Origin of the sequence: Arthrobacter sp. Leaf337, assembly GCF_001423745.1 — a bacterium.
In the GTDB taxonomy this organism is placed as follows: Bacteria; Actinomycetota; Actinomycetes; order Actinomycetales; family Micrococcaceae; genus Arthrobacter.
Window position 1 is genome coordinate 1 of record NZ_LMPC01000012.1, and the last position, 20,447, is coordinate 20,447.

Below are 20,447 nucleotides of genomic sequence, written 5' to 3' on the forward strand. Positions count from 1 at the left end.
GGTGGTTTAAATGCGGGAGAGCCCCAACCGTGTGGTTGGGGCTCTCGACCTGAATGGTGTTCCGGCGGTGACCTACTCTCCCACACCCTCCCGGGTGCAGTACCATCGGCGCTGTGGGTCTTAGCTTCCGGGTTCGGAATGGGACCGGGCGTTTCCCCCACGCTATGACCGCCGTAACCCTTGCTCCGCGCCCTGGACGTGTGGTCCGGGGCGGGAAAACTGTGGTTACAACATGTGTTCTGCCGGTTAAGGCAGTTGTGGTGTTGTTATTTTATTGTTGATTCCTGAACGCAACGGGTTTGTTGGTTGGGAACCACATAGTGGACGCAAGCAGTCTTGTTATCTTCGTACCATTGTTTGGTGTGAACCCCTTTTGAATCGGGTTCACCAATGGTGTGTGGTGTAAGTTATCGGCCTATTAGTACCGGTCAGCTTCACGAGTCGTTAGTCCTCGCTTCCACATCCGGCCTATCAACCCAGTGGTCTGGCTGGGGGCCTCTCACACACAAGGTGTATGGAAATCTCATCTCGAAGCGAGCTTCCCGCTTAGATGCTTTCAGCGGTTATCCCATCCGAACGTAGCTAATCAGCGGTGCACTTGGCAGTACAACTGACACACCAGAGGTTCGTCCGTCCCGGTCCTCTCGTACTAAGGACAGCCCTTCTCAAATTTCCTGCGCGCGCAGCGGATAGGGACCGAACTGTCTCACGACGTTCTAAACCCAGCTCGCGTACCGCTTTAATGGGCGAACAGCCCAACCCTTGGGACCTACTCCAGCCCCAGGATGCGACGAGCCGACATCGAGGTGCCAAACCATGCCGTCGATATGGACTCTTGGGCAAGATCAGCCTGTTATCCCCGAGGTACCTTTTATCCGTTGAGCGACGGCCATTCCACAATGTACCGCCGGATCACTAGTCCCGACTTTCGTCCCTGCTCGAGATGTCTCTCTCACAGTCAAGCTCCCTTGTGCACTTACACTCGACACCTGATTGCCAACCAGGCTGAGGGAACCTTTGGGCGCCTCCGTTACTTTTTAGGAGGCAACCGCCCCAGTTAAACTACCCATCAGGCACTGTCCCTGACCCGGATTACGGGCCGAAGTTAGATGTCCAAAGTGACCAGAGTGGTATTTCAACGATGACTCCACCCGAACTGGCGTCCGGGCTTCAACGTCTCCCACCTATCCTACACAAGCCACTCCGAACACCAATACCAAACTATAGTAAAGGTCTCGGGGTCTTTCCGTCCTGCTGCGCGTAACGAGCATCTTTACTCGTACTGCAATTTCGCCGAGTTTATGGTTGAGACAGCGGGGAAGTCGTTACTCCATTCGTGCAGGTCGGAACTTACCCGACAAGGAATTTCGCTACCTTAGGATGGTTATAGTTACCACCGCCGTTTACTGGGGCTTAAATTCTCAGCTTCGCCTTGCGGCTAACCGGTCCTCTTAACCTTCCAGCACCGGGCAGGAGTCAGTCCGTATACATCGTCTTGCGACTTCGCACGGACCTGTGTTTTTAGTAAACAGTCGCTTCCCCCTGGTCTCTGCGGCCCCGATCCCCTCCCACCAGCATGTGGTGTTCAAGGTTGGGGCCCCCCTTCTCCCGAAGTTACGGGGGCATTTTGCCGAGTTCCTTAACCATAATTCTCTCGATCGCCTTAGTATTCTCTACCTGATCACCTGTGTCGGTTTGGGGTACGGGCGGCTAAAACCTCGCGTCGATGCTTTTCTAGGCAGCATAGGATCACCGAATCCCCCCATACGGGGGTCCCGTCAGGTCTCAGGCATCATGAACGGCGGATTTGCCTACCGTTCGCCCTACATCCTTGGACCGGGACAACCATCGCCCGGCTCGGCTACCTTCCTGCGTCACACCTGTTAATACGCTTACCTCCCAGGATCAGGTCCCGCGCTCCACCAAAACCCTCACACCACAAGGGTGATCGGGCAGGCTTCGGGCAGTTAGTATCCCCTGTTCAGCATGGGCGGTTTTTCGCCGGTACGGGAATATCAACCCGTTGTCCATCGACTACGCCTGTCGGCCTCGCCTTAGGTCCCGACTTACCCAGGGCAGATTAGCTTGACCCTGGAACCCTTGATCATTCGGCGGACGGGTTTCTCACCCGTCTTTCGCTACTCATGCCTGCATTCTCACTCGTGTAGGCTCCACCGCTGGTTTACACCGCGACTTCACTGCCCACACGACGCTCCCCTACCCATCCACACTCCTGAACCACAAAGGCTTGGATAAAATGTGAATGCCACAACTTCGGCGGTGTACTTGAGCCCCGCTACATTGTCGGCGCGGAATCACTTGACCAGTGAGCTATTACGCACTCTTTTAAGGATGGCTGCTTCTAAGCCAACCTCCTGGTTGTCTTCGCAACTCCACATCCTTTCCCACTTAGCACACGCTTAGGGGCCTTAGTTGGTGGTCTGGGCTGTTTCCCTCTCGACTATGAAGCTTATCCCCCACAGTCTCACTGCTGCGCTCTCACTTACCGGCATTCGGAGTTTGGCTGACGTCAGTAACCTTGTAGGGCCCATTAGCCATCCAGTAGCTCTACCTCCGGTAAGAAACACGCAACGCTGCACCTAAATGCATTTCGGGGAGAACCAGCTATCACGAAGTTTGATTGGCCTTTCACCCCTACCCACAGCTCATCCCCTCCATTTTCAACTGAAGTGGGTTCGGTCCTCCACGACGTCTTACCGTCGCTTCAACCTGGCCATGGGTAGATCACTTCGCTTCGGGTCTAGATCACGCCACTGCAACGCCCTATTCAGACTCGCTTTCGCTACGGCTGCCCCACACGGGTTAACCTCGCGACGTAACACTAACTCGCAGGCTCATTCTTCAAAAGGCACGCCGTCACCAGAATCAGACTGGCTCCGACGGATTGTAAGCACACGGTTTCAGGTACTGTTTCACTCCCCTCCCGGGGTACTTTTCACCTTTCCCTCACGGTACTGGTCCGCTATCGGTCATTAGGGAGTATTTAGGCTTATCAGGTGGTCCTGACAGATTCGCACGGGATTTCTCGGGCCCCGTGCTACTTGGGATACTTCCCAGGCGGTACACAACATTACGGTTACGGGGCTCACACCCTCTCTGGCCGGCCTTTCAAGACCGTTCACCTATGCCTGCACATCACACCTCGCTGGTCCGGCAGAACCAGCACGGGAAGTCCCGCAACCCCGACCATGCAACGCCCGCCGGCTATCACACATGGAACGGTTTAGCCTGATCCGCGTTCGCTCGCCACTACTGACGGAATCACTATTGTTTTCTCTTCCTGCGGGTACTGAGATGTTTCACTTCCCCGCGTTCCCTCCACGCACCCTATGTGTTCAGATGCGGGTCACCAGGCAGCTCGCGCCCCTGGCGGGGTTTCCCCATTCGGACACCCTGGGATCACAGTCCGGTTATCGACTCCCCCAGGCTTATCGCAGATTCCTACGTCCTTCTTCGGCTCCTAATGCCAAGGCATCCACCGTGTGCTCTTAAAAACTTGACCACAAAAGATCAAAAAAACTAATTTTCGAGAGAACCACAGAAACCACTGCACCATCCCGAAAGACAGCACAACAGATCCAGGTTCATATTCTTGGAAATTGCTTCTTATAAAAGATGCTCGCGTCCACTATGTAGTTCTCAAACAACAACCCCGTACCACACACCCCACACACACCCGCCCCCACAAAAGGGACAAAGCAACCATGCGATCGGTGCAGCCAGGAAACCAGAAACAAACAAGCACCGAACCACCGCAGCCAAAAAGCCGCAGCACCCGGTCCTGTTGCCTCAGGACCCAACAGTGTGCCAAACACTAAACCACCACTCCCATCCCCCGCACCGTTCCAGGACACACCCGCCGCAATTACTCACAGCGAGGGTCCGTACTAGGCGCAGGGAAAAAACCGGCGGCCGCTATTTGTTGATATTCCACCCGTGAGCACCCGCCGCAGAACTTRCGTCTGCGCAACGGGCATATACTCCTGACAACCCCGCCACACCCGCATACACGGGGCACGGTGGCTGTAGGTGCTCCTTAGAAAGGAGGTGATCCAGCCGCACCTTCCGGTACGGCTACCTTGTTACGACTTAGTCCCAATCGCCAGTCCCACCTTCGACAGCTCCCTCCCACAAGGGGTTAGGCCACCGGCTTCGGGTGTTACCAACTTTCGTGACTTGACGGGCGGTGTGTACAAGGCCCGGGAACGTATTCACCGCAGCGTTGCTGATCTGCGATTACTAGCGACTCCGACTTCATGGGGTCGAGTTGCAGACCCCAATCCGAACTGAGACCGGCTTTTTGGGATTAGCTCCACCTCACAGTATCGCAACCCTTTGTACCGGCCATTGTAGCATGCGTGAAGCCCAAGACATAAGGGGCATGATGATTTGACGTCGTCCCCACCTTCCTCCGAGTTGACCCCGGCAGTCTCCCATGAGTCCCCGCCATTACGCGCTGGCAACATGGAACGAGGGTTGCGCTCGTTGCGGGACTTAACCCAACATCTCACGACACGAGCTGACGACAACCATGCACCACCTGTGAACCGGCCCCAAAGGGGAAGGACTGTTTCCAGCCCGGTCCGGCCCATGTCAAGCCTTGGTAAGGTTCTTCGCGTTGCATCGAATTAATCCGCATGCTCCGCCGCTTGTGCGGGCCCCCGTCAATTCCTTTGAGTTTTAGCCTTGCGGCCGTACTCCCCAGGCGGGGCACTTAATGCGTTAGCTACGGCGCGGAAAACGTGGAATGTCCCCCACACCTAGTGCCCAACGTTTACGGCATGGACTACCAGGGTATCTAATCCTGTTCGCTCCCCATGCTTTCGCTCCTCAGCGTCAGTTAATGCCCAGAGACCTGCCTTCGCCATCGGTGTTCCTCCTGATATCTGCGCATTTCACCGCTACACCAGGAATTCCAGTCTCCCCTACATCACTCTAGTCTGCCCGTACCCACCGCAGATCCGGAGTTGAGCCCCGGACTTTCACGGCAGACGCGACAAACCGCCTACGAGCTCTTTACGCCCAATAATTCCGGATAACGCTTGCGCCCTACGTATTACCGCGGCTGCTGGCACGTAGTTAGCCGGCGCTTCTTCTGCAGGTACCGTCACTTTCGCTTCTTCCCTACTGAAAGAGGTTTACAACCCGAAGGCCGTCATCCCTCACGCGGCGTCGCTGCATCAGGCTTTCGCCCATTGTGCAATATTCCCCACTGCTGCCTCCCGTAGGAGTCTGGGCCGTGTCTCAGTCCCAGTGTGGCCGGTCACCCTCTCAGGCCGGCTACCCGTCGTCGCCTTGGTGAGCCATTACCTCACCAACAAGCTGATAGGCCGCGAGTCCATCCAAAACCACAAAAAGCTTTCCACCCCCCACCATGCGATGAGGAGTCATATCCGGTATTAGACCCAGTTTCCCAGGCTTATCCCAGAGTTAAGGGCAGGTTACTCACGTGTTACTCACCCGTTCGCCACTAATCACCCCAGCAAGCTGGAGGTCATCGTTCGACTTGCATGTGTTAAGCACGCCGCCAGCGTTCATCCTGAGCCAGGATCAAACTCTCCGTTGAAGTAAAACAAAAACGAACACAACTCAAAACCCCCGGGAAAACGGAAGAAAAAAGCTGCAAAATTTGAAACCAGCTGTAAAAACCAGACCACACCACGGGGTGGCGGATCCAGTCAATTCAACCAATCCATATAAATAAATTGGTATCAACAAACTTGGCACACTATTGAGTTCTCAAACAACAGACACACCCGGCACCACCACAACCAACTTCTGGTCGCGGATCGCTCCGGAGCAACTTTCCAAACTTACCCGCTTGCTTCACCCGAGTCAAATCGGCCATCCCGACTCACTTTGCCTGTGGCATTCCGTGTAGTCTTTGCTGGCCAACTCCGGGGAGCAGCGCGGAAATAAACTCTACCACCACTTTTGCGAGGATACAAAGCGGCCCGAATTGAGGGCCAAAAAAGCCCCGGATCCCAAGGATCCGGGGCTTTCGGTAGCACCTGCCGTCAGCGTTAGCCGGCTGGCTTGAAGAATGCAGCACCCAACGGAGGCAACGTGACGGTCAGCGTCGCCGGCTGGCCGTCCTGCCCCTCGGTCGTGGCAGCGAGCGCACCCTGGTTCAGCACGCCGGATCCGCCGTAGCTGGAGTCGTCGGTGTTGAGGACCTCCTGCCAGGCGCCGGCCACAGGAACCCCCAGGGTGTAGCCCTGGTGCGGGCCGCCGGAGAAGTTGATGGCGCACACCAGCGGGTTGCCATCCTTGTCCCACCGGATGAACGACAGGACGTTGCGGTCGGCGTCGCCGCCGTTGATCCACTGGAAGCCGCCCGGTTCGTTGTCCCGCTCATAAAGTGCGGGGGTCGACGCGTAGAGCTCGTTCAATTCCTTGGTGAGCAACTGGACGCCACGGTGTGCCGGGATGTCCGCCAGGTACCAGTCCAGGCCGTGCTGTTCGGACCATTCAGCCTCTTGGCCGAATTCAGTACCCATAAAGATCAGCTGCTTGCCGGGGTGGGCCCACTGGTACGCGAGGAATGCGCGGAGGTTGGCCAGCTGCTGCCAGCGGTCACCGGGCATCTTCCGGAGCATGGAGCCCTTGCCGTGCACAACCTCGTCGTGGCTGATGGGCAGGAGGAAGTTCTCTGTGAAGGCGTAGACCATTGAGAACGTCACGGTTCCGTGGTGCCACTTGCGGTTTACCGGGTCCTCGGAGGCGTACTTGAGCGAGTCATGCATCCAGCCCATGTTCCACTTCAGGCCGAAGCCCAGGCCGCCAACACTTGTCGGGGCTGTCACCCCGGGGAACGCCGTTGATTCCTCCGCGATCATCACGGCACCCGGGTGGGTCTTGTATACCGTGGCGTTGGCCTCCTGCAGGAACGAGATCGCTTCAAGGTTCTCGCGGCCGCCATACCTGTTGGGCTGCCACTGCCCTTCCTCACGGGAGTAGTCGAGGTACAACATCGACGCCACGGCGTCCACGCGCAGACCGTCAATGTGGAACTCGTCGAGCCAGTAAAGCGCGTTGGAGACCAGGAAGTTGCGGACTTCCGTCCGGCCGAAGTCGAAGATCAGCGTGCCCCAGTCCGGGTGCTCGCCGAGGTTCGGGTCGGCATGCTCGTACAGGGCCTCACCGTCGAACTGGGCAAGGGCCCAGGCGTCCTTGGGGAAGTGCGCCGGCACCCAGTCAAGCAGGACGCCAATGCCCGCCTGGTGCAGCGCGTCCACGAGGAACCTGAATTCGTCCGGGTGGCCGAACCTTGACGTGGGCGCGAAGTAGGACGTGACTTGGTAGCCCCACGAGCCGCCGAAGGGGTGTTCGGCCACGGGCATGAACTCCACGTGGGTGAAACCGAGCCACTTGACGTACTCCACCAGCTCCTTGGCCAGTTCGCGGTAGCCCAGTCCGAGGCGCCAGGAGCCAAGGTGGACCTCGTATACGCTCATGGGCGAATTGTGCGGATCCCGCGCAGCGCGGGCCGTCATCCACTCCTCGTCCTTGAAGGCGTATGCCGACTCAACCACGCGTGACGCGGTGAGCGGCGGGACTTCGGTTCCGAATGCCAGGGGATCGGCTTTCTCCACCCAGTGGCCCGCTTTGGTCTTGATTTCGAACTTGTAGCACGCCCCTGCTAAAACACCCGGGATAAAGAGTTCCCAGACCCCTGATGAGCCCAGCGAACGCATCGAGTTCTCCCGACCGTCCCAGGCGTTGAAGTCGCCCTTGATCCTGACGGCCTGTGCATTGGGTGCCCATACCGCGAACGAGACGCCGTCCACGTCGCCGAGGGCCGACTTGTAGTGCTGGACGTGCGCGCCCAGTACTTCCCACAGTTTCTCGTGGCGGCCTTCGCCGATCAGGTGCAGGTCTACCTCCCCGACTGTGGGCAGGTAGTGGTACGGATCGTCCGTGGCCTGCGGGGGCACTCCCTCGTAGGTGACTTCCAGACGGTAGTCGGGGACATGGCCCGGCTGAAGGGGTTCGAGCACGGCGGCCCACACGCCATTGGATTCATGCGTCATGGGCACCGAGCCGGCGGCGGTCACAACCGACACAGCCGATGCCAGGTGCTTGACGGTGCGGACGGTGACATGGCCGTGGTCGTCAAGGTGTGCGCCCAGGACGGAGTGCGGGGCGTGGTATTCGCCTGATGCCACCCTCGAAAGCGTCTCCGGGTCCACCTGAAGAGGCGCGGGCCGATCTGTACGTGCTGAGCCTGTCATTTTGTTACCTTCCGCTGCGGCTGCGGCTGAAGCGCCGGAGCCTGTACTGCTGAGGAGACGCCGTGAAGCATTTACCGGAATGTCCAGCCATCCGGGCCTGTTGCGCAACTCATAGACAACTTCATACAACGCCTTGTCCAGCCACAATGCCACAAACAAGGGCGAGCCGCGGTCAATGGTCCCGGGCGTAATTTCGCCGTACCCCGCCAGGAACGCTTCGGCGCAGTCGTCCACCCACGAAGCGGGGACATGGATGCCCTCCCGCTCGCGTTCGGCGGCGCCGGCGGCGTAGTCGAAGGACCGCAGCATGCCGACGACGTCCCGCAGCGGCACGTCCGGGAAGTTGCGTTCCGCGATGGGCCTTAGAGGTTCGCCTTCGAAGTCCAGGATGGCCCAGCGTTCCTGCTCCCCCGGACGGCCCGGCACCTGCAGGATCTGTCCCAGGTGAAGGTCGCCATGGATCCGCTGCAGCGCACCGGCGTTGCTGCCTTCAAGCTGATTGAGCAGGCCGGCCAGGGCGTCGTCATACTGCCCGACGGCGGGACCTGCTTCCGTCCAGGACTGCCGGACGCGCTGGGCTACTCCGGGGGCGATGTCCTCTCCCGGTGCGGATTCCGCGGCAAGGCCCAGCGCCTCGGCCAGGCGCCGGTGCACAGTCGCAGTCGCCACGCCCAAGGAATGGGCCTCGGCAGAGAAGTCCGTGCCGGAACTTGCGGCATCAACGGCCAGCCGCCAGGCGTCACGGCCGCCAGCCAGGAACTCATGCGCTACCGCGAGTTCACCCTGAACAGTCCGCGGCTTGTCTTCGGCACCGCCTTGCGGGGCTTGCCACTCCCCCGTGACCCAGCCGAGAGTGGCCGGAACCTCCGACGTCCTTGCCTGCGTGAGGGCAGCGCCGATTTCCACTTCCGGGTTCCGTCCCTCGGACAGCACGCGGAAGAATTTGACGATCGCTGCAGAGCCGCCGTCGTCCACTATCACCGAACTGTTTGACTGCTCACCGGAGAGGACCTTTACGGTCCCGGTGGCCGTCGGCAGCGGATAGTCGGAAGGCACCAGGTGGCCAACGGCGTTCCCTTCCGCCGAAGTACCTCCGCTTCGCATCAATTCCAGCCAGGCCGACACAAATACCGGGTCATGGACGCCATCGTAGATCCACCGGCGCCCCCGGGCGGCGTCGCCACCCTCGCCCACCAAGGCCGCTTCCTTGCCGGGCAGTGGCTCAACCCGGTAGCTGAGCGGGACCTGCACGACGTCGGTGCGGCTGCCGCCGTCGGCCGTGGGGTACGTGACCGCCGCGAGGAACACCTCAATGCCCACCTCGCCGCTGCCGTCGTCCAGGCGCACACCACCGGCAGGAGACAGCGTGAAGTCGCCTGTCTTGACCGGGAACCAGCGCTGGCGCGGGAGCCAGGCCCGGAGCAGTTCAGAGAGGGAGGGATTGAGTGTGGATTGGGTCATTTCAGCCTTCGATGGACAGGACCGGGAGGGCCTGGGTAAACGGCGACGCCGGGTTGGACGCGGCCGAACGAATCCGCAGCCAGAAGAAATCGTGGCTCCCCAGCGTCAGCGTGAGCCGGCCGTCGTCGCCGATGGCCGGGAACGGCTGGCCGCCGAAAACGTCACGGAGGCCGCGGCCGGCATACTGCGGAAGTCGCAATGTGGTGGCCACGGGGTGCTGCGACAGGTTGAAGGCGCAGAGTATCGACTCGGCGTCCTCTCCCGCCGAGTTGTCAGGGGACAGCTCCCGCAGGTAGGCAAGGACGACGTCGTGATCTGCTTCCACGTGCTTGAAGGCGCCCAGCCCGAATGCGGGGTGGTTCTTCCGGACGCTGAGGATCTGCCGGGTCCATCTCAGCAGTGACCCGGAATGCGCGGCCTCCGCTTCCACGTTGGCCATGCCGTAGTTGTACACGAGCGACTGGATGACCGGCAGGTAGAGCTTGCCCGGATCAGCGTGCGAGAAGCCCGCGTTGCGGTCCGGGTTCCACTGCATGGGTGTGCGGACGGCGTCGCGGTCTTCCAGCCAGATGTTGTCGCCCATGCCGATTTCATCCCCGTAGTACAGGAACGGGCTTCCTGGTAGCGAAAGCAGCAGGGCGTTGATCAGCTCAATCTCGGACCGGGAATTGTCCAGCAGCGGTGCCAGCCTGCGGCGGATGCCGATGTTGGCACGCATGCGGGGGTCCGGCGCATACCAGCCCAGCATGGCCGCGCGCTCGTCGGCGGTGACCATTTCCAGGGTGAGTTCATCGTGGTTCCGCAGGAAAGTGCCCCATTGGGCCCCTTCCGGAATGTCCGGCGTTTCCTTCATCGTCTCGATGATGGGTGCCGCCTTCTGGTCCCGCAGCGCATAGTAGAGCCGCGGCATGATGGGGAAGTGGAAGGCCATGTGGCATTCGGGTTCCTCTTCGGTCCCGAAGTACTCCACCACCTCGACCGGCGGCTGGTTGGCCTCGGCGATGATGACCCTGCCGGGGTAGTTCTCGTCCACCATTTTCCGCAATGCACGCAGGAAATCGTGGGTGGCGGGCAGGTTTTCGCAGTTGGTTCCCTCTTCCTCGAAGAGGTACGGGATGGCGTCCGCGCGGAAACCGTCAATGCCCTGGTCCAGCCAGAACCGGACGACGTCGAAAAGGGCGTCGATGACCTTGGGGTTCTCAAAGTTCAGGTCAGGCTGGTGGCTGAAGAACCGGTGCCAGAAGAACTGCCGCCGGATGGGATCGAAGGTCCAGTTGGATTCCTCCGTGTCCACGAAGATGATGCGGGCGTCCTGGTACTTCTCGTCCGTGTCGCTCCAGACATAGAAGTCGCCGAAGGGCCCGTCGGGGTCCTTGCGGGACTCCTGGAACCACGGGTGCTGGTCCGATGTGTGGTTCAGCGGCAGGTCGATGATGACACGGACGCCCCGGGCGTGGGCCTCGGCAACGAGGCGCTTGAAGTCGCTGATGGTGCCGAACTCGTCCAGGACCGAGTTGTAGTCCGAGATGTCATAGCCGCCGTCGCGGAGCGGAGACTGGAAGAACGGCGGCAGCCACAGGCAGTCGACGCCGAGCCACTGGAGGTAGTCCAGTTTCTCGATGAGCCCGTGGAAGTCGCCGGAACCGTCACCGTTTCCGTCAGCAAAGCCACGGACCAGGACTTCGTAGAACACTGCTTTGCGGTACCACAGGGGATCGTGTTGCAGGCCAGGGGCGTTGAGCTCGAACGTGCCCTTGGGGGTGAAATGCTGGCTCGGGTTCTGCGGACTGAAACTCACGTATGCTACCTCCGGATGTTCAGGATGTGTGCCGGCTCCACGTGGGCATCAAGCCGCACGTAGTTGTATTCGCCCCATTCCCAGCTCTCGCCGGTCAGCAAATCATCCACCCTGAAGCCACCGTTGTGCGTCAGGTCAGCCGGGTCGAGTTCGAGTGCAGCCAGATCCAGGGAAACGGTGCTCTCCCGGGTGCTGTGCGGATCCACGTTCACCACGATGATCAGGGTGTCCTTGGTGCCGTCGGGCAGCGTCTTGTGCTTCGAGTAGACAATCGTGGCGTCGTCGGTGCTGTGGTGCAGCGTCAGGTTCTGGAGATCGCCCAAGGCGGGGTGGGTATGGCGGATTTCATTGAGCCTGGTCAGGTACGGAGCGAGGGTCCGGCCGGATTCGGCAGCGGCGTCCCAGTCCCGTGCCTTGTATTCGAACTTTTCGTTGTCGATGTATTCCTCGGCGCCGGGCCGGGCCACATGCTCGTAAAGTTCGTAACCGGCATAGACGCCCCACAGCGGGCTGGCCGTCGCTGCGAGCGCGGCACGGATCTTGAACGCGGCGGGACCGCCGAACTGAAGGTATTCGGTAAGGATGTCCGGGGTGTTCACGAAGAAGTTCGGACGGAAATAGGCCGGGGACTTCTGGCTGACCTCGGCGAAGTACTCCTCCAGTTCCTTCTTGGTGTTCCGCCAGGTGAAGTACGTGTAGGACTGCTGGAAACCGGCACGTCCCAGGGCGTGCATCATGGCCGGTCGGGTGAAGGCCTCGGCGAGGAAAACGACGTCGGGGTGTTTCTTGTTGACCTTGGCGATCAGCCACTCCCAGAACCACACGGGCTTGGTGTGCGGGTTGTCCACCCGGAAGATCTTGACGCCGTGGCTGACCCAGAGCAGCACGATACGGAGGATTTCCTTGGACAGGCCTTCGGGATCGTTGTCGAAGTTCAGCGGGAAGATGTCCTGGTACTTCTTCGGCGGATTCTCCGCGTAGGCAATGCTGCCGTCCACGCGGGTCGTGAACCATTCCGGGTTCGATGTCACCCAGGGGTGGTCCGGAGCCGCCTGAAGCGCCAGGTCCAAGGCAACCTCGAGGCCGAGATCCCGGGCCCGCGCCACGAACGCGTCGAAGTCCTCGAACGTGCCGAGGTCCGGATGGATGGCGTCATGTCCGCCTTCCTTGGCGCCGATGGCCCAGGGTGATCCGGGATCGTGCGGTCCGGCAATGAGTGTGTTGTTGGGCCCCTTGCGGTGCTGGATGCCGATCGGGTGGATGGGCGGCATGTAGATGACGTCGAAGCCCATTTCCGCGACGGCGTCGAGCCGCTTGGCTGCCGTCTGGAAGGTGCCGGACTGCCATTCTCCGGTTTCGTGGTTGCGGACGGCTCCCTCCGAACGGGGGAAGAATTCATACCAGGCACCGCGGCCGGCCAGATCGCGTTCCACCAGGAGCGGGAAGCGCTCCGAAACCGTGACGAGTTCACGGATGGGCTGGCGGGCGACGACGTCCGTCACGTCTGCTCCGAACCCGGCGGCGAGCCGCTCCTCAGGGGAGAGCGAGGTGTCGGACAGTACGACGACGGCGGTCCGGAGCGTCCGCCTGTCGGCGGAGGGCCGGGCCGGGTCTTCGGCGGCCTGGGAAAGCAGTGCCGCGCCTTCGGCCAGCATCAGTTCGACGTCGATGCCTGCCTCGACCTTAACCTCGGCGTTGTGGTGCCAGGTCCCGTACCGGTCATGCCAGGCTTCAATGGCGAACGACCAGTTGCCCGTGCCGGTGGGCGTGATGATGCCTTCCCAGCGGTCCGTGCCCTTTCCGCGGTCACCGCGCGGCGGGGCCAGCCTGACGCGCTGGCGTTCCTTGCCTTTGGGATCGAACAGCACCGCGCTGACTCCGAGCTGGTCGTGTCCTTCGCGGAATACGGTCGCTCCGACTACGAGCCCCTCCCCCGGGAGCGCCTTCGCTGGAAACGTACCTCCGTCCACGACGGGCTGCACGGCAGTGATCGGGAACCGGCCAAAACGCAGGCCTTCCGTGATCAGGGCCTTAGGCTTTTTGCTGGATCCGGCACTGGTTCGCGTATTAGTCGTCACAAACTCGACGTTATCGAGAAATCCCCCATTTTGCTAAGGGAACTTCCGTTTTTCTCCGAGCAATCCGTCATTTACCTAAAAGAAACCAAAACCTGTTCCTGCGGCTCATCTTGTCCGTTAGTGTGACGCAGGTGAAGGCTATCCGCAGATTTACTGTCCGAACCGTACTTCCGGAATCTATCCGGCCGCTGGCCAGATTGGCCACTAACCTGCGGTGGTCGTGGCACCGCCCTACCAGGGAGCTTTTTGAGGGACTGAACCCCGCAATTTGGGATGAGAGCGCCCATGATCCCGTAAGTTTCCTCGGCTTGGTGAGCCGCGAGGAGCTGCAGCGGCTGGCCGCGGACCAGGACGTCGTCCGGCGCGTGCATGCTGCCGCTGAAGACCTCGACCGCTACTTGGATCAGCCCCGCTGGTACCAGAGCCTGGGTGACGATGCCCCGTCCTGTATCGCCTACTTCTCACCGGAATTCGGAATCACCGAAGTTTTGCCGCAGTATTCCGGCGGCCTGGGAATTCTGGCGGGCGACCACCTTAAGGCCGCATCTGACCTCGGCGTGCCGCTCATCGGCGTCGGCCTGCTTTACCAGGCCGGCTATTTCAAGCAGTCCCTGTCCAGGGACGCCTGGCAGCAGGAAACGTATCCGGTCCTCGACCCGGACGGCCTCCCGCTGACACTCCTCCGGGAGGACGCCCCCGACGGCAACGGCAAACCCATCCAGATCTCGCTGCCGCTCCCCCACGGCCGCCGGCTGCTGGCACACATCTGGCGTGCCGACGTCGGGCGTGTCCCGCTGCTGCTGCTCGATTCGAACGTGCCGGGCAACGACGACGCCGCCCGTGGCATCACCGACCGCCTGTACGGTGGCGGCGGTGACCACCGCCTCCAGCAGGAACTTCTGCTGGGCATGGGCGGAGTGAAGGCGCTGCGCGTCTACCAGCGCCTCACGGGCTGCGCGGCACCGGAGGTGTTCCACACCAACGAGGGCCACGCCGGATTCCTTGGCGTTGAGCGCATCCAGGAGCTCATGTCGTCGGACAGCCCGCTGACCTGGGAGGAAGCCCTCGCGGCGGGTCGTGCCTCCACCGTCTTCACCACGCACACGCCGGTCCCGGCAGGCATCGACCGGTTCGAGGTGTCCCAGATCCAGCACTTCTTCGAGGCCGGACTGGCTCCCGACGTTCCGGTGTCCCGGATCCTGGATTTGGGCCGCGAAAACTTTGCAGACGGCAATCCCGCGGTGTTCAACATGGCCGTAATGGGGTTGCGGCTGGCACAGCGCGCCAACGGGGTGGCGAAGCTCCACGGCGTGGTGTCCCGTGGGATGTTCTCGGCCCTCTGGCCGGGATTCGACCACTCGGAGGTTCCCATCACCTCCGTGACCAACGGAGTCCACGTCCCCACCTGGGTGGACAGCCGTGTTTCCAAGCTGGCCCGTGACCAGTTCGGCGCCGAAGCGGAAGCCACGGGCCGCTGGGACCTCGCCTACAACGTCAGTGACGAGGACGTCTGGGCCCTCCGCCGTGAAATGCGTGTCTCGCTCGTGGAGGACGTCCGCAAGCGGCTTCGCGCGGCGTGGAAGAAGCGCGGGGCGGCAGACGCCGAGCTCGGCTGGACCGATTCGGTGCTGGACCCGGACATCCTCACCATCGGCTTCGCCCGGCGTGTGCCCACGTACAAGCGGCTTACCCTGATGCTCCGGGAACCAGCCCGCCTCAAAGCCCTGCTGCTGCATCCGACGCACCCGATCCAGATCGTCATTGCCGGCAAGTCCCACCCGGCGGATGATGCAGGCAAGAAGATGATCCAGGACCTGGTCCGGTTCACCGACGATCCCGAGGTGCGCCACCGGATCGCGTTCCTGCCCAACTACGACATCGCCATGGCTCGCACGCTCTTTCCCGGCTGCGACGTCTGGCTGAACAATCCGCTGCGCCCGCTGGAAGCCTGCGGCACGTCCGGTATGAAGGCGGCCATCAACGGTTCGCTGAACCTTTCGGTGCTGGACGGCTGGTGGGACGAGATGTACGACGGCGAAAACGGCTGGGCCATCCCCACGGCCAACAACAACGCCTCGCCCGAGGAACGGGACGATATCGAAGCTGCGGCGTTGTATGAGCTGCTCGAAACGCAGGTGGCTCCGCGCTTTTACGGGCTCACCGTGTCCGACGGCGCCGGAGCGGCAGGACCTTCGGAGCCCGGACCGCAGAAGGTGCCCACACACTGGGTATCGATGATCAAGCACACCATGGCGCACCTGGGCCCGGCGGTCTCCGCTGAGCGGATGCTGCAGGACTACGTGAACATCCTCTACCGCCCCGCGGCGATCGCCGGGCGCCGGGCCGGCGCGGACAATTTCGCCCAGTCGAAGTCCCTGGCAGCCTGGACATCACAGATCCGCGCTGCGTGGCCCCAGATCCAGGTGGAGCACGTCGACTCGGTTGGCGTGTCCGAGGACCCCCAGATCGGTGACACCCTGCAGGTGAACGCCTACATCGCGCTTCACAACCTCGACCCGGACGACGTCGCCGTGGAGGTTGCGTTCGGCCGCGCCGAGGAAAGCGACGAACTGGCCGACGTCACGGTGGCGGACCTGGTGCCCAAGGAGGACCTCGGCAAGGGACGCTACCTCTTCAGCGGCTCACTGCTGATCGACCGGTCCGGGTCCTTCGGCTACACCGTGCGCGTGCTGCCCAAGCATCCGGCCCTCGCCTCGCGGGCGGAACTTGGACTCATCGTCAACGCCTGATCCGCCGTCGGCTGTAACGCTCCGTCACTCGGTTCACAGTGAGGGAGCGTTACGTCTTTAACCGCGAAACGTGAGGGAGCGACCCGGTTTTAAGCGACCGGAAGTGAGAGAGGGTCCGGTTATCCGGTTAGAGGCAGACGGTGATCACGGACAGGCTCTTGCCCGCATAGCTCTCTGCATCCTGCAGGATTTCGCAGATGATGCCGAACGACCGGTCCGAACGGAAGACGGCCGGCACCTGCCAGATGAACGTCAGCGGATCCTTGCCATCGTCCGTAACCGTGTCCGCGAAGTCGTGCAGCGAATCGTTGAGGGCATCAAGGTTAACTCCGTAGTGTTCGGGGAAATCCAGGATTTCCCCGAACGTCTGGAGCACTGCTTTCTTCGTATCGGCGGCGGGGATCACCAGGACCCGGCGGCCGGCGTCGGACGCCTGCTCGCGGAGCTCATCGATGGTCCAGGTGTCAGCGGAGTAAATCTTCATTCGTGCTCTATTTGCCTTCCAGAATTTGAAGAAACGATTCGTAGTGGTCAGGTGTGTAGTATTTCTCGCCGGTTTCACCCACGACAATCCGGCGGGCACCCCGGTCCGGTTCGCCGGGGGTCCTGACCGTGAATTCCTTGTAGTAGCCGCTCGGCTTCCGCGGCAGCAGGCGCTCAAAGTTGCTGAAAACCGCGCCGTCACGGGAATACGGGTAGGGCCCGCCGCGGGCAATCAGGTCCAGCGTCTCCCGTGCCTCCTGCGGCAGGCTGGACGCCGCCACGGCTTCCAGGCCGGAACCGTCGCCGGCGGGCGCGGACGCCGCCGTCGAACCCGTGGGCGCGGACGCCGCCGTCGTACCCGTGGGAACGCCCTGGCTGACCGGGCTCTCCTGCGTGCTGGACAGCATCATGCCCAGGCCGACCAGCAGCACCAGGACCGCAGCCAGCGTCAGGAGCCTCCCCATCCCCCTCATGACGTCCCCATCTGCAGAACCCTACGTGCGGTAGATGCTGATGGTGTTGGACTGCGCCACGTCGCGTTCGCCGGCGGCTACTCGGACTCCTTGACGGCGGTCGTGGAGTTCCGACGTGGTCAACCGGAGTTCGAACAGCCGCTTGCCCGTGCCGTCGTCGTTGCTGATGTCGGGCAGGGTGATCTTGATGTCATGGGCGCTGCCGTTGACCACCACGAGTCCGTCCACCTGGCCGTCGTCCGAACCGAGCAGCAGCTGGACCACACGGTGTTGCGGATCATTCCAGCGATCCATGGACATGGGCTTGCCGTGTTCGTCGAACCAGTGCAGGTAGGCCTGCTTGTCCCGCGAGGGATAGTGGTGCGGCTGGCCCGCCAGGAACTCCTTACGCAGACGGATGACCCGCTTGGTGCTCCGGAGCATGGCATGGGACTCCGGTGTGCTGGTCCAGTCCAGCCAGGTGATGGGGTTGTCCTGGCAGTAAGCGTTGTTGTTGCCCTGCTGCGTGCGGCCGATCTCGTCGCCCGCGGTGATCATGGGGATGCCCATGGACACCATCAGGGTGGCCATCAGGTTGCGGCTGGTCTGGGCCCGGAGCGCCAGGATTTCCTCATCTTCAGTCGGTCCCTCGAAGCCGTGGTTGTAGCTGCGGTTGTCGCCGTGGCCGTCCCGGTTCTGCTCGCCGTTGGCCTCATTGTGTTTACGGTCATAGGACACGAGGTCAGCCAAGGTAAAACCGTCGTGCGACGTGAAGAAGTTGAGGGAGGCCATGCGGGACCGTCCCGATTCCGCAAAAAGGCCGGCTGAGCCGGAAATGGAATCTGCGAGGCGCGCAACGGAACCGCCCTGGCCGCCTGCGTCGATCGCGGCCCGGTCCCCGACCCAGAAGGAGCGCAGCGCGTCACGGTAGTGGTCGTTCCAGTCCACCCAGCCGGGCGGGAAGCGTCCGGTCTGCCAGCCGCCGTAACCCACATCCCACGGCTCGGCAATCAGTTTGACGGAGGACAGCAGCGGATCAGCGGCAATGGCCACGAGGAAGGGGTGGTGCGGATCGAAGTCGTTCGCGGCATTGCGGCAGAGCGTGACCGCAAGGTCGAAGCGGAAACCATCGATGTGGAACTCCTCCACCCAGTACCTCAGCGAGTCGAGGACCAGCTGGACCACGCGGGGGTGGCCGAAGTTCAGGCTGTTGCCGCATCCGGTGGTGTCGATGTACCGGCCGTGGCCGTCGTTCCGGTAGTACTGCTTCTCCCCCAGCCCGCGGAAGCTGAGCGTCTGGCCGTCGGGACCGCCCTCGGCGGTGTGGTTGTACACAACGTCCAGGATGACTTCCAGCCCCGCTGCGTGCAGGAGTTTGACCATGCCCTTGAATTCATCCTGCACCGCCTGCGGACCTGCCGCCTGGGCGGCCTGGGTGGCGTAGGCCGGGTGAGGGGCAAAAAAGGCCGCCGTGTTGTAGCCCCAGTAATTGGTCATGCCCAGGTTCTGGAGATGGGGTTCGTCCAGATGGAAATGGACAGGCAACAGCTGGACCGAGGTGATCCCCAGGCCGGTAAGGTGCTCAATCATTGCCGGGTGCGCCATGCCGGCGTACGTGCCCCTGAGTTCCTCGGGGATGTCCGGGTGCAGCATGCTTTGGCCACGGACGTGGGCTTCATAAATGATGGTGTTCCGCCACGAGACATGCGGGTTCCGGTCCCCGCCCCAGTCGAATCCGCCGGACATGCGCACGTTACTGAGGAACCCGTCGCGCTGATCCACTGCCCGGCCGTACGGGTCCAGCAGCAGCGGCTGCTCGCCGTCGTCGTCGAAAGCCACGGTTGGCACTGACACCGGCAGGGCATCATCCTCGGACGAGGAGCGGAAGCCGTAGCGCGAACCCACCGGGAAGCCGTCCACTATGCCGTGGTGGACGTCGTTGGTGATGTTCGGCAGGGTCTTCAGTTGCCACGTTCCGCCGGGCGCGCAGTAGGCGATTTCCAGCGTGGCCACCCCGGGCGCGTAAACCGCGACGTTGGCGCAGGCACTCTGAGGATCGTCCGTTGCCGGAGAGCCCGTGCGCGGAACGCTGATACCCAGTGGAAACGGCCGGGAGGCGTCCACGGTTGAGGCTGTGTCTAGGAGTGGCATGACCATTGCTTAAATATTAGCTGTGCCACACAAATGTCCGATATTCTCCGCAATGTGTCGGGAAAAGGGCTGGCCTTGTTCAGCGTCCCATCCTGGGTTGCATACTGAAGTGAGACGCCACGTTGGAGGTAATTGTGCGAGTTGCACTTGCTCAGGTAGTTACAGGCCGCGACATTTCCGCGAATCTGGACATTTTGGAAAAATTCGCCCGCAAAGCGAAAGAAGGCGGCGCGGAATTGGTGGTCTTCCCCGAAGCCACCATGCGCGCATTCGGGAATTCGCTCGTGGACATTGCCGAGCCGCTGGACGGCCCCTGGGCTGCCCGGGTGCGCGGCGTTGCCGGCGAAATCGGCATCGTGATCGTGGCGGGCATGTTCACCCCGGGGCAGTCAGGTGGTGGCTCCGGCGACAGCCCGAGCAAAGTGCGCAACACCCTGCTTGCCACCGGTCCGGGCGTGGAGGCGAGCTACGACAAGATCCACCTCTTCGATGCCTTTGGATTCGCCGAATCAGACACTGTGGAGGCAGGTACTCGGGCGGTGACCTTTGAGCTCGGCGGCATTAGTTTCGGCCTTGCCACCTGCTACGACATCCGTTTTCCGGCGCTGTTCACAGCCAATGCAGACCGCGGCGCCGAGGCCAATATTGTGTGTGCTTCCTGGGGGTCCGGGCCCGGGAAAGTCGACCAGTGGCGCCTCCTGGCACGCGCCCGCGCCGTGGACACGACTACGTATGTGCTGGCCTGCGGCCAAGGCGATCCCGCCACCGAAGGCATCGAAACCAAGGGATCCGCGCCCACTGGAGTAGGGCACTCCGCCGTCGTTTCGCCGCTCGGTGAGGTCCTGGCAGAGCTCGACGGCGGGACCGGGCTGCTGTTCGCTGACCTGGACCCCGCCGTCGTCAAGGATGCCCGGACAAAGCTCCCGGTCCTGGCCAACCGCCACGCGTTCTAATAACCAGAAATGCTCCCTCACCGAAGGCGAGAGAGCATTTCTGGTTATGTTGCAGGAAGTGATGGA

Annotated in this window: 8 protein-coding genes and 3 rRNA genes; 2 read left to right on the forward strand and 9 right to left on the reverse strand. The window is 61.8% G+C overall.

Features of this window, described 5'->3' with window-relative positions:
* Positions 1 to 59 precede the first annotated feature (59 nt).
* From rrf to ASF98_RS09175, 6 genes are all read right to left on the reverse strand, one after another.
* Positions 60 to 176 (reverse strand): 5S ribosomal RNA (rrf, locus tag ASF98_RS09150).
* Positions 177 to 397: 221 nt separating this feature from the next.
* Positions 398 to 3,523 (reverse strand): 23S ribosomal RNA (locus ASF98_RS09155).
* A 538-nt stretch (positions 3,524 to 4,061) separates the two neighbouring features.
* A 16S ribosomal RNA gene (locus ASF98_RS09160) occupies positions 4,062 to 5,587 on the reverse strand.
* The 16S, 23S and 5S rRNA genes sit together here, the layout of an rRNA operon.
* Before the next feature lie 457 nt (positions 5,588 to 6,044).
* The gene (locus ASF98_RS09165) at positions 6,045 to 9,716 is read right to left on the reverse strand and encodes a 1,4-alpha-glucan branching enzyme (RefSeq protein ID WP_055800585.1); all 3,672 of its coding nucleotides are present in this window, start codon (positions 9,714 to 9,716) and stop codon (positions 6,045 to 6,047) included.
* A gap of 1 nt (position 9,717) precedes the next feature.
* Entirely contained in the window at positions 9,718 to 11,514 is a 1,797-nt protein-coding gene (treS, locus tag ASF98_RS09170) for a maltose alpha-D-glucosyltransferase (RefSeq protein ID WP_055800588.1), read from the reverse strand.
* Positions 11,515 to 11,519: 5 nt separating this feature from the next.
* Complete coding sequence (locus tag ASF98_RS09175; RefSeq protein WP_055800591.1) at positions 11,520 to 13,592, reverse strand: alpha-1,4-glucan--maltose-1-phosphate maltosyltransferase; 2,073 nt, start codon at positions 13,590 to 13,592, stop codon at positions 11,520 to 11,522.
* A 131-nt stretch (positions 13,593 to 13,723) separates the two neighbouring features.
* Between ASF98_RS09175 and glgP the strand changes: the two genes are divergently transcribed.
* Positions 13,724 to 16,342, forward strand: a complete 2,619-nt coding sequence (glgP, locus tag ASF98_RS09180; RefSeq protein ID WP_200939336.1) for an alpha-glucan family phosphorylase — start codon at positions 13,724 to 13,726, stop codon at positions 16,340 to 16,342.
* 127 nt (positions 16,343 to 16,469) lie between these two features.
* Here the strand turns inward: glgP and ASF98_RS09185 are convergent, their stop codons facing one another.
* The 3 genes from ASF98_RS09185 to glgX are packed head-to-tail and all read right to left on the reverse strand — an operon-like array spanning position 16,470 to position 19,434.
* Entirely contained in the window at positions 16,470 to 16,826 is a 357-nt protein-coding gene (locus tag ASF98_RS09185; protein ID WP_055800594.1) for a barstar family protein, read from the reverse strand.
* 7 nt (positions 16,827 to 16,833) lie between these two features.
* Positions 16,834 to 17,298: a ribonuclease domain-containing protein gene (locus ASF98_RS09190; RefSeq protein WP_055800595.1), complete on the reverse strand. Its 465-nt coding sequence runs from the start codon at positions 17,296 to 17,298 to the stop codon at positions 16,834 to 16,836.
* A 21-nt stretch (positions 17,299 to 17,319) separates the two neighbouring features.
* Positions 17,320 to 19,434: a glycogen debranching protein GlgX gene (gene glgX / locus ASF98_RS09195; RefSeq protein ID WP_055800598.1), complete on the reverse strand. Its 2,115-nt coding sequence runs from the start codon at positions 19,432 to 19,434 to the stop codon at positions 17,320 to 17,322.
* Positions 19,435 to 19,562: 128 nt separating this feature from the next.
* Here glgX and ASF98_RS09200 point away from each other — a divergent pair, with 128 nt between their 5' ends.
* Positions 19,563 to 20,381: a carbon-nitrogen hydrolase family protein gene (locus ASF98_RS09200; protein WP_055800599.1), complete on the forward strand. Its 819-nt coding sequence runs from the start codon at positions 19,563 to 19,565 to the stop codon at positions 20,379 to 20,381.
* The last annotated feature ends 66 nt before the right edge of the window (positions 20,382 to 20,447 follow it).